At 60.4% G+C, this 13948-nt stretch carries 11 protein-coding genes and 1 pseudogene; 10 read left to right on the top strand and 2 right to left on the bottom strand.

Features of this window, described 5'->3' with window-relative positions; genetic code table 11:
• Positions 1–1200 (bottom strand): annotated as a pseudogene (locus GZ092_RS18435) (NAD(P)/FAD-dependent oxidoreductase); the annotation flags it as partial.
• Between the two features lie 389 nt (positions 1201–1589).
• On the opposite strand from GZ092_RS18435, the gene GZ092_RS18430 reads away from it, so the two are divergent.
• The 9 genes from GZ092_RS18430 to GZ092_RS18390 all read left to right on the top strand — a co-directional run bounded on the left by GZ092_RS18430 (position 1590) and on the right by GZ092_RS18390 (position 10682).
• A complete protein-coding gene (locus GZ092_RS18430) occupies positions 1590–2492 on the top strand; it encodes a DMT family transporter (protein ID WP_293638502.1) in 903 nt (300 codons plus the stop codon).
• 23 nt (positions 2493–2515) lie between these two features.
• On the top strand, positions 2516–2938 hold the full coding sequence (locus GZ092_RS18425) for an acyl-CoA thioesterase (RefSeq protein WP_293638501.1): 423 nt from the start codon (positions 2516–2518) through the stop codon (positions 2936–2938).
• A 141-nt stretch (positions 2939–3079) separates the two neighbouring features.
• Entirely contained in the window at positions 3080–3211 is a 132-nt protein-coding gene (locus GZ092_RS18420) for a hypothetical protein (protein ID WP_293638500.1), read from the top strand.
• 953 nt (positions 3212–4164) lie between these two features.
• Positions 4165–5670: a hypothetical protein gene (locus GZ092_RS18415; protein ID WP_293638499.1), complete on the top strand. Its 1506-nt coding sequence runs from the start codon at positions 4165–4167 to the stop codon at positions 5668–5670.
• A 354-nt stretch (positions 5671–6024) separates the two neighbouring features.
• Positions 6025–7089, top strand: a complete 1065-nt coding sequence (locus GZ092_RS18410; protein ID WP_293638498.1) for a 3-oxoacyl-[acyl-carrier-protein] synthase III C-terminal domain-containing protein — start codon at positions 6025–6027, stop codon at positions 7087–7089.
• The gene (locus GZ092_RS18405; protein ID WP_293638497.1) at positions 7089–7844 is read left to right on the top strand and encodes a methyltransferase domain-containing protein; all 756 of its coding nucleotides are present in this window, start codon (positions 7089–7091) and stop codon (positions 7842–7844) included. Before GZ092_RS18410 ends, GZ092_RS18405 begins: the two co-directional genes overlap by 1 nt.
• Positions 7841–9124 (top strand): NAD(P)/FAD-dependent oxidoreductase, encoded by a 1284-nt coding sequence (locus tag GZ092_RS18400; protein ID WP_293638496.1) that lies wholly within the window; start codon positions 7841–7843, stop codon positions 9122–9124. The genes GZ092_RS18405 and GZ092_RS18400 overlap by 4 nt, the downstream gene beginning before the upstream one ends.
• Before the next feature lie 14 nt (positions 9125–9138).
• Positions 9139–9453, top strand: coding sequence for an acyl carrier protein (locus tag GZ092_RS18395; protein ID WP_293638495.1), 315 nt, complete (start codon positions 9139–9141; stop codon positions 9451–9453).
• Complete coding sequence (locus GZ092_RS18390) at positions 9450–10682, top strand: beta-ketoacyl-[acyl-carrier-protein] synthase family protein (protein ID WP_293638494.1); 1233 nt, start codon at positions 9450–9452, stop codon at positions 10680–10682. The genes GZ092_RS18395 and GZ092_RS18390 overlap by 4 nt, the downstream gene beginning before the upstream one ends.
• Before the next feature lie 66 nt (positions 10683–10748).
• Here the strand turns inward: GZ092_RS18390 and GZ092_RS18385 are convergent, their stop codons facing one another.
• A complete protein-coding gene (locus tag GZ092_RS18385) occupies positions 10749–11372 on the bottom strand; it encodes a peroxidase-related enzyme (RefSeq protein WP_293638493.1) in 624 nt (207 codons plus the stop codon).
• Positions 11373–11717: 345 nt separating this feature from the next.
• On the opposite strand from GZ092_RS18385, the gene katG reads away from it, so the two are divergent.
• Positions 11718–13913 (top strand): catalase/peroxidase HPI, encoded by a 2196-nt coding sequence (gene katG / locus GZ092_RS18380; protein WP_293638506.1) that lies wholly within the window; start codon positions 11718–11720, stop codon positions 13911–13913.
• Positions 13914–13948 lie beyond the last annotated feature (35 nt).

The raw sequence follows: 13948 nt of genomic DNA, 5'->3' as shown, positions 1-13948 counted from the left end.
TTGAACCAGGCCTTGAAGTTGCGCGCCTGGTTCAGCTCTTGCGCCAGCCAGCTGGCGTCATAAGCGGCCGGGTAGGCGGCGAGTTCGTCGTGTTCGCGCCCGGCGCTCACCGCTTCATAGGCCGCCTCGGCCGCCAGCATGCCGGTCTTGATCGCCGCATGGCTGCCCTTGATGCGGCTGGCGTTCAGATACCCCGCCTCGCAGCCGATCAGCGCGCCGCCGGGAAACACCGTCTTGGGCAGGCTCAGTGCGCCGCCGGCGGTGATGGCCCGCGCGCCGTAGCCGATGCGCTTGCCGCCTTCGAGGTACTTGCGAATCGCCGGGTGCGTTTTCCAGCGCTGCATTTCCTCGAACGGGCTCAAATAAGGGTTGGTGTAGTCCAGCCCGGTGACAAAGCCCAGCGTGACCTGGTTGCCCTCTAAGTGGTACAGAAAGCCGCCGCCGTAGGTGTCACTGTCCATCGGCCAGCCGGCGGTGTGCACCACCAGGCCGCTTTGGTGCTTGGCCGGGTCGATCTCCCACAGCTCCTTGACGCCCAATGCATAAGCCTGCGGGTCCTTGCCCTCGTCGAGCTTGAACCTGGAAATGAGCTGGCGGCCCAGGTGGCCACGCGCGCCTTCGGCAAACACCGTGTATTTGCCCAGCAGCTCCATGCCGAGCTGAAAGTTATCCGTCGGCTCGCCGTCCTTGCCAATGCCCAGGTTGCCGGTGGCTACGCCCCTGACCGCGCCCGCGTCGGTGTAGAGCACCTCGGCAGCCGCAAAGCCGGGGAAAATCTCCACGCCCAGCGCTTCGGCTTGCGTTGCCAGCCAGCGCGTGACGTTGCCCAGGCTGATGACATAGTTGCCTTCGTTGTGAAAGCAGTCGGGCACCAGCCAGGCCGGGGTCTTCGTCGAGCCGGTCTCGCTGAGGAACAGCACCTCGTCGGCGGTGACGGGCTGGTTGAGCGGGGCGCCCAGGGCCTTCCAGTCGGGGATCAGCTCGCTCAAGGCCCGGGGGTCCATGACCGCACAGGATGTGCGCGCCGGGCTCGGAGCCTTTTTCGAGCACGACGACGGAAAGCTCGGTGCCTTTTTCAGCGGCGAGTTGCTTGAGGCGAATGGCCGCCGACAGCCCGCCCGGGCCGCCGCCGACCACGACCACGTCGTAGTCCATCGATTCTCGGGGGCCGTACTGGGCCAGGATTTCTTGTGTTTGCATCAGTGGCACTCGCTGATAATGATTGGGTAAAGATGTCGACCGTGTGGTTTCCGGGGATTTTATGTCGTGAAATGCGAGGGGAACCGGCCGTTCGCTTTTCAAATCCCCGAATATTGAGGTAGCAGTCGATCGTCTTCAGTATGCGTATGAATTTATCAGCATGTGTCGCGCCAGTGACGAGGCTGTTCGACAAAATTCGATAGGGCATTCACGGTTTTATGGCAACAAACAGCAATTATTCAGTCTGAGGCACACGCGATTTCATTCCATTTCCAGATATGTCAGGCATTGCTGCTCTGCCTTGCCATGCTGCGGCATGGTTTTACGTCATCGCGCCTTGGCCAAGGTGATCTGGAAACAGAATCAGCAAGGGCAGGGGCTACGTTCAATTGGTGACCGGAATTCTCGCAGGCCTGGCAGCCGGTGCGCTGTGGGGCCTGGTCTTTGTGGCACCGCGCATGCTTTCGATGGGGTATGGGGGCTATTCCTCGGTAGACCTGACTTCCGGCCGCTTTGCTGTTTACGGCCTGGTGGCAGCGCTTGCCATGCTGTGTGGTTTGGGCCGCCGTCGCTGGCCCACGCTGCGCCAGTTGGTGGCTGCGCTCGGTATGAGCGTGCTGGGTTTTAGTGGCTATTACCTTTTCCTGGTACTGGCGATTCGCGATGCCGGCACCGAAATGCCTTCGCTCCTCATCGGCACGATTCCGCTGTGGATCATGCTCTTGGGCAAGCCGCATGGTTTGCGCTGGTCAGCCTTGTTGCCAGGCCTTGCGCTGACGCTGGCCGGGTTGCTGCTCATGATGGCATCCACTACGGGCACGTCCAATGGCGCGGGCCTTCATTTTTGGCGCGGCATGGGCTACGCACTGGTGTCGATGCTGAGCTGGACCGCCTTTGCGCTGTTGAATTCAGCCTGGCTCAAGCGCCATCCGGAGGTAAACGCCACCGACTGGGCCAACTGGCTGGGCTTAGCCACCGGCGTTGGTGCGCTGTTGATGTGGCTTGCGGCCGGCTCAGCCATGCATGCAATAGCTGCGCGTGCCGACTCGATGCGGTTTGTGCTGCTGTGCGTGTTCGCTGGTTTTGGCTCGACCTGGCTGGCGACAATTTTGTGGAACCTCGCCAGCCAGCGGCTCAGCGCCAGCCTGTGTGGCCAGCTCATTGTGAGCGAGACGCTGTTTGCCTTGCTGTATTCTTTTGTCTGGGACGGTCACTGGCCGACGTCTGGCCAGATCGGTGCCTGCGCACTGTTTACCTTCGGCATCCTGGCTTCCATCAGGGCTCATCGCTGAGCCTCTTCATTACAAGCTGAATCATGAAAATTGAAATTCCCGAGAAGAAAAAACTGGTTCATGAAATGCGCATTGCCATTCGCTGGGGCGACATGGATGCCATGGGCCACCTGAACAATGGGACCTACTTTCGCTACATGGAAACCATCCGCATCGACTGGATGTATGCCATTGGCTGCCAGCCTGATCCGCAGGGTGAAGGCCCGGTGATCGTCAATGCGTTTTGCAACTTCTACAAGCAGCTCGAATACCCTGGCGAGGTGCTGATCAAGATGTATGTCAGCGACCCCGGCCGAACGACCTTTGAAACCTGGGCCACCATGGAACGGGCCGAACAACCTGGAGTCATCTGTGCTGCTGGCGGCGCGACCACCATCTGGGTGGACTTCCCTGCGCAAAAGGCAAAGACCCTGCCGGACTGGATGCGTCAAAGGATCGAAGGCTGATATATACGTAAAAAAGTGCTTTTTTCGCAGTCTGGGTGTGCGCTTATAGCTATCAATAAAATAGCTTGAGAGTGGTGGTTTTTCTGGTTGGTCTCTGATGGCTCCGGCAAGGCGGCAAGCCATTTTGAATACTGAGCTGGCATGTCCATATGTGCAGATGTCATGCCGCTTGCCGCGTTTCTGGCCATTGAGCACCTGCCTGCCCGCATTCCTGGCGACCATCGCCTGATCTCGCGTGTTCAACGCTCCCAGGTCTTCAACAGCAAGCGTTGACGTGGTTCAGCATCGCTTGCTTTGAGTCCCCTGGTGATTCGCGTCATCTTTTCTGTCTGTTGCCTTCTTCAGGCAATACCCAGGGCTCCGTACAAGCCACACCGACACACCTCCATCTCTTGCCCATGCCTGCGACACAAGCCCGACTTATGCGCTTGCCAAAGTCCCTTGGCCCATCCTCCCGATATCGCCTGAATACCCTCATGCACAGGGTTCATACGAAAACCTTTTTCAAAACGATTGTGTCAAGCCGAAATCCTGTCTTGTTTGCACTTTTTGTGTCAAAAGACAGCCTTGAAAATTGCTCTTGTCTTACAAGCAGGTAGGAAAATGACTACAAATTTTTACGAATTATTGATATTTTTTTAGAAATTACATTTTTTTATTGAAATATGACAAGTTAGTAACTAAAAGTTTTTATGTAACTTCATGGTTTCAACCTCTAAAAATTTAATTACTAATTAATACATTAAATTAATTGCTTTATTTAATTTAATTTTTGCTTTGTAGAAATAAAATAATTTTGTAATTAAATTACAAATTGACGTTATTTTGCGTATCTATTAACTACCTACATCTGTTTTTTCAAAGTGCAAGCTTGCGCTCCACTGTCATAGGCATCTGCCTGCTTTTTTCAAATCAGCAACCGTTCATTTGTCTATAAAACCATCCTTTTTCAAAGCCAAACTTTTGAGGCTAAAACGAGATTTGAAATTCAATGGATAAAAAAATTTCCATGAAAATTTCTTTCTTTTGTAAGAAAGTGCCTACATTTTTTGTAGGTAAAAACTAGGAAATTCACTAAAAATATGTAAATGAAACGGTTTTGGGTACCTATTAAGATTCATTCAAGTGTTAAGCATAAATCAGTTTTTTCACAGATTTTGCACTTCAGCCTGATGGGATGTCAGGCGGCCAGAGCTGTATTTGCTAGTTAGAAATCACTTCAAAAAGTGAAAAAAAACGGCTCAGTTGGTTTTTTGTTCGGTGGAATTCCGAAGATTTTTACATTTGAATGGATATATATGCAAAACCGTAACTTCTCCAGGATTGCCAGCGCTGTAACTGCTGCGGTCTTGCTTAACCTTGGCCAGTCCGCAAGCGCGCTTGAAATCGCTCCATACTTTCATGCATGGAGCGGCAGCACTTTGACCGAGGCTAAACGTTTGGCAGGCCTGGACAGCGCAACACTGGCCTTCGCCATTACCAAGGGAAACTGCGCTCTTGACCAGGAATTGCTGAACAAGCTTCCGGATGCCCGGACGTATATCGGCTCAGGTGGTCAGCTCATCATTTCGTTCGGTGGACAAAACGGCGTGTATGCAGAGATTGCCTGCAAGGACGACAACCAGCTTTTCAACTTGCTTGACAAGCTGATAGTCGATTCCGGAACCCGCCGGATTGACTGGGATATCGAGGGGCATCAGTTGCTCGATGTCGAAGGCAGTGCCCGCAGGACCCGTGTCCTGGTTCGCCTTCAGGCCAAGTACCCCGATCTCTATACGTCCTTCACCTTGCCTGGCTGGCTTCGCGGTGTTGATGCCAACTCGATGAATCTGTTGAAGACGGCGATCGCTGCAGGCGTGCGGATCAGCATGGTCAACGTGATGACCATGAGCTTTGGCGTTGAAAATCTCAGGACCATGGTCGTGCCTTCCACAGTGGCGCAGGCATCCATCGTGACCTTCCGCGCTGCGGCCAGCCAGATGGCAACCCTCTATCCGAACAAGACCCAGGCGCAGTTGCACGCCATGATGGGAATGACGCCCATGATCGGAAAAAACGATGACGGCTCGACTTTCTCGCTGGTTGATGCCAAAACGATTGCCGACTTTGTCAAGGCCAACGGGATCGGCCTGCTTTCCTATTGGTCATTTCAACGCGACCAGGCGCAAGCCACCAACGCTTCGAACGATCTGGGCTCGTACAGTGGCGTCGCGCAGTCCAGCTACCAGTTCTTGAACATCTTCAAGACAGCCGGTGGCTCTGTTGCGCCGACCCCGACTCCAATACCGACACCAACCCCAATTCCATCCACGCCACCGACAGCAACTCAACCGCCGGTAATCATCCCGGCAACACCAGCCCCTGCATGCAGCAGCTCGGACTGGGTGATGGGCAAACAATATGCTGCCGGCAGCATCGTGAGCTATTCCAATGGCAAACAGTACAAAGCCAACTTCGCCAACCCAGGCTACAACCCGACCATCAGCACTTACTTCTGGTCGCAATACATCTGCGCGGTGTCGTCCGCACCTGCACCCGCACCCGCCCCGGTGCCCACTCCGGCACCTGCACCGGCACCGACATGCAGCAGCTCGACCTGGACACAAGGCAGGCAATATGCTGCCGGAAGCGTGGTGACGTATTCAAACGGTTACCAGTACAAGGCCAAATTTGCCAATCCTGGCTACAACCCGACCATCAGCACCTATTTCTGGTCCCGGCATGCTTGCTAAGGCTTGAAGCCTCTTGCCTCATTAGCCGCATCTGATCCACAAGATTCCGGGCTTCAGGCAGCCACTGCCTGAAGCCCGGAATCGCGTAGGTAGCGCTCATTCCCGGCCAGTCCGGGCGGTGGCTGTGTCTATCGGAGGGTGAGTCAAACCGCCATCGGCGCAAGGCGTAGCAGGTCTGGAGAAATGGATGAGGCTTGAGTCCATTCGGGCCTGCCGGGCGTCCACCTGCCCGCCATCGCAGTTGTCGATGCGCCTGGCGGCACTGTCCTACAGCCTGAGACATTCAATGGTTGCGCGGAGAATTTTGAAAGATCGTATCCTGCTAGCCTCTACTACAAGAAGGCTGGCTGACACATGTTTTTTCTCGGAATTGGAACGTCTACGCCTGCATCGCGCTACACCAAGGCAGAGTGCCTGGACGCGTTCCGGAATTCCGAGTGGTTTGAACGGCTGGATGCCCGGGCCCACCTGGTGGCGCGCACTGTCCTGCAGCGCGACAACGGCATCGAAGCGCGCCGGCTGGCTGTCGATTCACTCGCCGATGTGTTCTGCATAGACCCGGACACCCTTTCACAACGGTTTTTGGACCATGCGCCCGCACTGGCCACCGAAGCCGCCGCGCGTGCCCTGGCCCGGGCCGGCTGCCTTGCACAGGACATCGACGCGGTGGTGGTCAGCACCTGCACCGGCTATGTGTGCCCGGGCCTGACAGGCCACGTGGCCGAGCGGCTTGGTCTGCGGCCCGATGTTCTGGCCTTCGACCTGGTGGGTCAGGGCTGCGCAGCGGCGTTGCCCAACCTGCAACTCGGCGCTTCGCTCCTCAAGTCGGGCGCCTGCGAACGGGTGCTGTCGGTCTGCGTCGAGGTCAGCAGTGCCGCCATGTACCTTGACAACGACCCCGGCGTATTGATCAGCGCCTGTCTGTTTGGGGACGGTGCCGGCGCTGCGGTGCTGTCGCGCACACCGGGCGCGGCCGGCCGGCAGGTCGAGTGGAAGGACAGTGCCTCGCTGCTGGAGCCGTCCCGGCGCGATGCCCTGAAGTTCGAGCAGCGCGCCGGCATGCTGCGCAACATCCTGACACGGGAGGTGCCCGCGCTGGCGGCCGACTATGCAGAGCAGGTGCTGGACACCGTGCTGCATCGGGCAGGCCTGGGCCGCCAGGTCATCAGCGCCTGGATCATGCATGCCGGCGGCCGCGATGTGCTGCGCGCTCTGGAGCGCCGCCTGGAACTGGCGCCCACCGACCTGCGCTACAGCGCCGCCATGCTGCGCGAGTACGGCAACCTGTCCAGTGCCTTTGTCTATTTTGTACTGCAGGCTGCGCTGCAGGACCGTGCGCCTGGCGGCTGGTGGTGGCTGTCGTCTTTCGGCGCCGGTTTCAGCTGCCATGGCGCCTTGCTGGAAGTGCAGGCCGCATGATGAGCATGCCGCGCAACGTTGCCGCCGAAACACTCGATGGACTGGCTGAAGACGATCCGGCCGCCATGCGCTCTCGACGCGACCTGCAGCGCATCCACCGGCTCATGGGCACGCGCGCCATCATGACGCGGTCGCTGCAGCGTCTGCTGGCCTCCCGTCCTTCGGCTGCGCCCCTCAGACTGCTCGAACTAGGCGCAGGCGACGGCAGCCTGATGCTGGGTGTCGCCGGGGCTCTTGGCGCGCGCTGTCCGGCGGTTGAAATCACGCTGCTGGACCGGCAGGACCTGGTGAGCCGCTCCACCCTGGACGACTATGCCCGTCTTGGCTGGACCGCCAGCGCCCATGTTGTGGATGTGTTCGACTGGGCTTCACCACAGTCGCCGGCGGTGCGCGAGCCAAGCGCGCGCTGGGATGTCATCGTCGCCAATCTGTTCCTGCATCATTTCGAAGGCCCGGAACTCGCCACGCTGCTGGCGGCGATCGAATCGCGCGCACGACGTTTTCTGGCCTGCGAGCCGCGCCGCGCGGGGCTTGCCCTGGCCGGCAGCTATCTGGTCGGGGTGATAGGCGCCAATGCGGTGACGCGCCAGGACGCCGTGCTGAGCGTTCATGCCGGATTCCGGGACCAGGAACTCAGCGCGCTGTGGCCGGGCGATCGGTCGTTCTGGACCGTCAGCGAATCGTCGGCGGGCCTGTTCAGCCATTGTTTCCTGGCCGAACGAAGCGGCCTGGGCGGGGCTGAAGCACTCCCATGAACACCCATTTCGACGCCATCATCATCGGGGCCGGGCCGGCCGGCTCGACTGCGGCCGTGCTGCTGGCACGGGCTGGCTGGTCGGTGGCGCTGGTAGAAAAGCAGCGCTTTCCCCGCCGCAAGGTCTGCGGTGAATGCCTGGCGGCCAGCAACCTGCCGCTGCTCGATGCCCTGGGCATAGGCGCTGAATTTGACGCCAGTGCAGGTCCGGAACTGCGCCAGGTGGCGCTGATGCAGGGACCGCGAACCTTCATTGCCGACCTGCCGGCTGCCAACCTGCCGGATCGCGCCTGGGGCAGGGCGCTGGGACGTGAAACACTCGACACGCTGCTGCTGGCGCAGGCCCGTGCCAGCGGGGTGCTGGTGTTGCAGCCGTGGTCGGTGCAGGCGCTTGGTGGCAGCGTGGGCGACCACCGCTGCGATATCCGCGCCATCGGTTCGGACCAGCGGGAAGAACTGCATGCGCCAGTGCTGATTGCCGCGCACGGCTCGTGGGAGCCCCTGCCCACGGGCCGCGCCGAGCGGCGCCTGGCGCGCCAGCCCAGCGACCTGTTTGCCTTTAAGGCCAATTTCCGCCATGCAGGTCTTGCGCCCGGCCTGCTGCCGGTGCTGTCATTCGAAGGCGGCTACGGTGGCATGGTGCTGGCTGACCAGGGCATCACCACGCTGGCCTGCTGCATTCGTGAAGACCGTCTTGAGGCCTGCCGTCGCCTGCACCCGGGCCTGGGCGCAGGCGAGGCGGTCGAGGCTTATTTGAAGCAGGCGTGCGACGGCGTGGCGCAGGCGCTGGGTCCGGCGCAGCGCGAAGGCGCCTGGCTGGCCACCGGCCCGATTGATCCGGGCATCAGGCTGCGCGCTGACGACGCACTGTTTCGCATCGGCAATGCGGCGGGCGAGGCGCATCCCATCATCGGCGAAGGCATGAGCATGGCGATGCAGTCGGCCTGGCTGCTGTGCGCGCAGCTGCTGCAGTCGGCCAGGCCGCCCGATGGCCTGGCCAATAGCGTCTGGCAGTCGGGCGTGCGCCGTCGCTATACGGCCGAATGGCGTCGTCATTTCGCGCCGCGCCTTCGGCTGGCCGCCAGCCTGGCCCACCTGGCCATGCGGCCCGGCTTGATATCGCCGTGGCTGGGGCTGCTGGGCCGCTGGCCCGGGCTGATGACGCAGGGCGCGCGCCGGGGCGGCAAAATCAGCTGCGCAATCAGCCCGGCCATGGCAAGCTGGCTGGCCGCAGGCGCCGGGCCCGTCGCAGCGACTACAGCTCACCTTGATCCCGGATAAAGCAAAGGAAAGACATGACAGGCAACACGACATTCGACCGGCTCAGCGCCATTTTGATGAAGGACTACAAGCTGCAGGCCGGGCAACTCACGCCAGACGCGCCGCTCGAAGCCCTGGGTATCGATTCCCTGGGCGTTGCCGACCTGCTGTTCAACATAGAAGACGAGTTCGGCATCAGCCTGCCTCCCGAACCGGTGCAACTGCTGACCCTCGGCGACGTGGTGCGCTTTATTGACGAACTGGTGGCCAGGCCGCAGGGCCAGGCTGGCGCACCGGCCGCCGCGCCGCCGGCCGCATTGCCTCAAGCCACTTCGCCCACTGTGCCGTGAGGCGGGTTGCCGTCACCGGCATGGGCGTGGTGTCGCCCCTGGGTAACAGTGCGGGAGAAGCATTTGCCGCCGCGCGCGCCGGGCGTTCGGCCGTTCACCGGCTCGATGTTCCGTTCGCCCACCGGATTTCCGCGCCGCTGGGCGCCACGGTGGCCTTCAACGGCGCCGACCATTTCGACCCGCCCCAGTTGCGCATGCTGGACCGTGTCAGCCAGTTCGCGCTGGTGGCGGCCCGCCAGGCGCTGGCCGATGCGCAGCCTGCCCTGGCAGAGGCAGACCGCCACCGCGCCGGTATCTTCATCGGCACCGGCATGGGCGGCATCGGCAGCATAGACGACGGCTACCAGACGCTTTACGGCGAGGATTCCGACCGCATCAAGCCCTTCCTGGTCTTGACGGGCATGCACAATGCGCCGGCCGCCTGGATTGGCATCGAGCAACACTGGAGCGGGCCGAACCTGAGCTATTCGACCGCCTGCTCGTCGTCGGCCGTGGCCATCGGCGAGGCCTGGCTGCGGATTGCCCGTGGCGACATCGACATGGCGCTGGCCGGCGGCACGGAAGCCCCGCTGTGCTTCGGTTCGCTCAAAGCCTGGGAAGCGCTGCGCACCGTGGCCAGCCTTGATGTGGCCGACCCGTCTGCATCGTGCAAACCTTTTTCCAGAAACCGCAGCGGCATGGTGCTGGGCGAGGGCGCGGCCCTGCTGGTGCTCGAACCGTGGGACCGTGCGCTGGCGCGGGGCGCGACGATTCACGGCGAACTGGCAGGCTATGGCCTGTTCACCGACGCCGGACACATCACGCGGCCCAGCGCCGCAGGCCAGGCGGCGGCCCTGCGCGCCGCGCTGCAATCAGCCGGCATGGCGGCAGACGAGGTGGATGCGATCAATGCCCACGGCACCGGCACCCCGGCCAATGACGGCATCGAGACGGCCGCCATCAAGGAGGTGTTTGGCAGTCGTGCGTCCCGTATCCCGATCAGCGCCACCAAGGCGCTGCACGGCCATCTTCTGGGCGCCACGTCGGCGCTGGAATGCGTGCTGTCGCTGATGGCGATGCAGCATTCGGTGGCGCTGCCGACCATGCACCTGCAGCAGGCCGATCCGGCGTGTGACCTGGACTATGTGCCCAACGCCGCCCGCGAGGGCGTGACAGTGCGCAGCATGCTGTCCAGCTCATTTGCCTTCGGTGGAACGAATGCGGTTTTGGCCTTGCGGGCTGCGGGTTGAAATTACAGTCAAAAATAGCTTTTGCGCACTATCAGCGTGCATTGACAGATATTGAATCAATAGCAATCAAGCCGGCCTTGGTGCTTTCGGCAAACGCCCCATCAGGTAGAACTCCGGGTTCGGCTGCATGCCGCTGAAGCTGGCCATGCGGTTGGACAGGCCGAAAAACGCCGTGATGGCGGCAATGTCCCATGCGTCCTCGTCGTCAAAACCATGCGCCTGCAAGGCCTCGAAGTCTGCTTCCTCGATCTGGTCGGAGTGCAGGCAGACCTTCATCGCAAAGTCGAGCATGGCGCGCTGGCGCGGCGAAATATCGGCCTTGCGGTAATTGACCGCCACCTGGTCGGCCACCAGCGGTTTCTTTTCATAAATCCGCAAAATGGCGCCGTGCGCCACCACGCAGTACAGGCAGCCGTTGGCCGCGCTGGTGGTGGTCACGATCATTTCGCGCTCCCCCTTGGTCAGTGAGCCATTGGGGTTGCCGCTTTCTTCCTTGAGCATGATGGCATCGTGGTAGGCAAAGAAAGCGCGCCATTCGGCCGGACGGCGGGCCAGCGCCAGAAACACGTTGGGCACGAAGCCGGCCTTTTCCTGAACTTCCAGAATTTTGGCCTTGATGTCGTCAGGCAGGTCGTTCAGTTCCGGGGCAGGGTATCGAGGTGCGGTGCTTGGGCTGTTTGGGCTGTTCATGACGGTTTCCTTGAAAAGATTTGCGAATGTCTTAGCCCCAAGCCTAACTGCAAAGCGTTGACTGCCCGTCGCCATCGGGAAACAAGACTGAATGAGAGGCATAAATAAAAACTATTAAGAGAATACTTTTAATTGACTTTGAATATTTAACTGGGAGCCCTAGACTTCCGTCTCAGGTCAGCTCAACTGTTCAGACGCATTCAGGCAAATTTCAATGCCATGAGCAGGCTCCAGAACCCGTCTTGAACATGGAGTCCTGAATCCCGGCGGCATTGCCAGGTTCTACGCTGCCGTCATCGGCGCCACTTAATCATCACAAAGGAATCAATCATGGCTGAGCAAAAAATGGAAAGCGAAGGCACCTGCCCATTTTCGGGCGGCGCCCGGAAACAGGCACTGGCTGGCACCAGAACGAACGCAGACTGGTGGCCCAATCAGCTGAACCTCAAGATTCTTAACCAGAATTCCCCGCTGTCCAACCCCATGGGCCTGGCGTTCAACTATGCCGAGGAGTTCAAGACCCTGGACCTGCATGCCGTCGTCAAGGATTTGACTGACCTGATGACGGATTCGCAAGACTGGTGGCCGGCCGACTACGGTCACTACGGTCCGTTCTTCATCCGCATGGCCTGGCACAGTGCCGGCACTTACCGTATCGCCGATGGCCGTGGTGGCTCGGGCTCGGGCACGCAGCGGTTTGCGCCGCTCAACAGCTGGCCGGACAACGCAAACCTCGACAAGGCGCGCCGCCTGCTCTGGCCCATCAAGCAGAAGTACGGCCGCAAGCTTTCCTGGGCCGACCTGATCGTTCTTACCGGCACCGTTGCCATGGAGTCGATGGGATTCAAGACCTTCGGCTTTGGCGGTGGACGCCCGGACGTCTGGGAGCCTGCAGAGATTTACTGGGGCCCTGAGGCCGAGTGGATGGGCGACAAGCGCTACACCGGCGATCGTCAACTCGACAACCCTCTCGGGGCGGTCCAGATGGGACTGATCTACGTGAACCCCGAAGGCCCGAATGGCACGCCGGACCCACTGGGATCGGCACGCGACATTCGTGAAACCTTCCTGCGCATGGCCATGAACGACGAAGAAACCGTCGCGTTGACCGCTGGCGGACACACCTTCGGAAAATGCCATGGCGCAGCCGATCCGGGCAAATATGTCGGCCCCGAGCCCGAAGGTGCCAGCGTGGAAGAGCAAGGCCTCGGCTGGAAAAATACTTTTGGCAGCGGCAAGGGCGTGCACACCGTCACCAGCGGCATCGAGGGCGCCTGGACCAACAACCCCACCAAGTGGGACAACGGCTATTTCGAGAACCTGTTTGGCTACGAGTGGGAGCTGACAAAAAGCCCGGCTGGCGCCCATCAGTGGAAGCCCATAGACCCAGCGGCGGCGACCACCGTGCCCGATGCCCATGACCCGTCCGTGCGTCATGCCCCGATGATGACCACGGCCGACATGGCCCTGCGCATGGATCCGGCCTACGAGAAAATCTCGCGGCGCTTCATGGCGAATCCGCAGGAGTTTGCCGAGACCTTCGCCAAGGCCTGGTACAAGCTGACGCACCGCGACATGGGCCCTAACGTGCGCTACCTGGGGCCGCTGGTTCCGAAAGTTGAACTGCTTTGGCAAGATCCGATTCCCTCCGTCGATCATGAGTTGCTCGGGGCAATGGACGTGGCGGCACTGAAGGAAAAAATGCTCGCATCCGGGTTGTCCATCGCCCAAATGGTCAGCACGGCCTGGGCTTCGGCGTCCACCTTCCGTGGCAGCGACAAGCGTGGCGGCGCCAATGGTGCGCGCATTCGCCTGGCGCCGCAAAAGGACTGGGAAGTCAACCAGCCGGCTGAACTGGCGAAGGTGCTGCAGGTGCTGGAAGCGATAAAGACGAATTTCAATGGCGCGCAGTCCGGCGGCAAGAAGGTCTCATTGGCCGACCTGATCGTGCTTGGCGGCTGCGCTGCCGTCGAGGCGGCGGCCAAAAAGGCCGGGCACGATGTGAAGGTTCCCTTTTCCCCGGGTCGCATGGATGCTTCACAAGAGCAGACCGATGTGGAGGCTTTTGCCGTGCTGGAGCCGACTGCAGATGGCTTTCGCAACTACACCCGCAAGGGCCAGCATGCGTCGGCAGCCGAGCAACTGGTCGATCGTGCGAACCTCCTGACGCTGACCGCGCCCGAGATGACGGTTCTGCTGGGCGGCCTGCGCGTCCTCAATGCCAACGCGGCCAACGTGAAGGAGGGTGTTTTCACCCAGCGCCCTGAAACCCTCAGCAACGACTTCTTTGTGAACCTGCTCGACATGCGCACCCAGTGGCAGAAGTCCATGGCCAGCGAAGGGGTGCTCGAAGGCCGTGACCGGACGACGGGTGAATTGAAGTGGACAGCTACCGTGGTTGATCTGGTCTTTGGTTCCAACTCCCAACTCCGCGCCATCGCGGAAGTCTATGCGTGCAGCGACTCGGAGCCGGCCTTCGTGCGTGACTTTGTGGCGGCCTGGAACAAGGTGATGAATCTGGATCGCTTCGACCTGGCCTGATTGATTGATCAGGATTGATCCTGAGCCTGCCCCGG

The organism is Polaromonas sp., from assembly GCF_010365105.1.
Lineage (GTDB): Bacteria > Pseudomonadota > Gammaproteobacteria > Burkholderiales > Burkholderiaceae_C > Polaromonas.
Note: the sequence above shows the minus strand (reverse complement) of the source record. Positions and strands in the feature narration are given on the sequence as shown.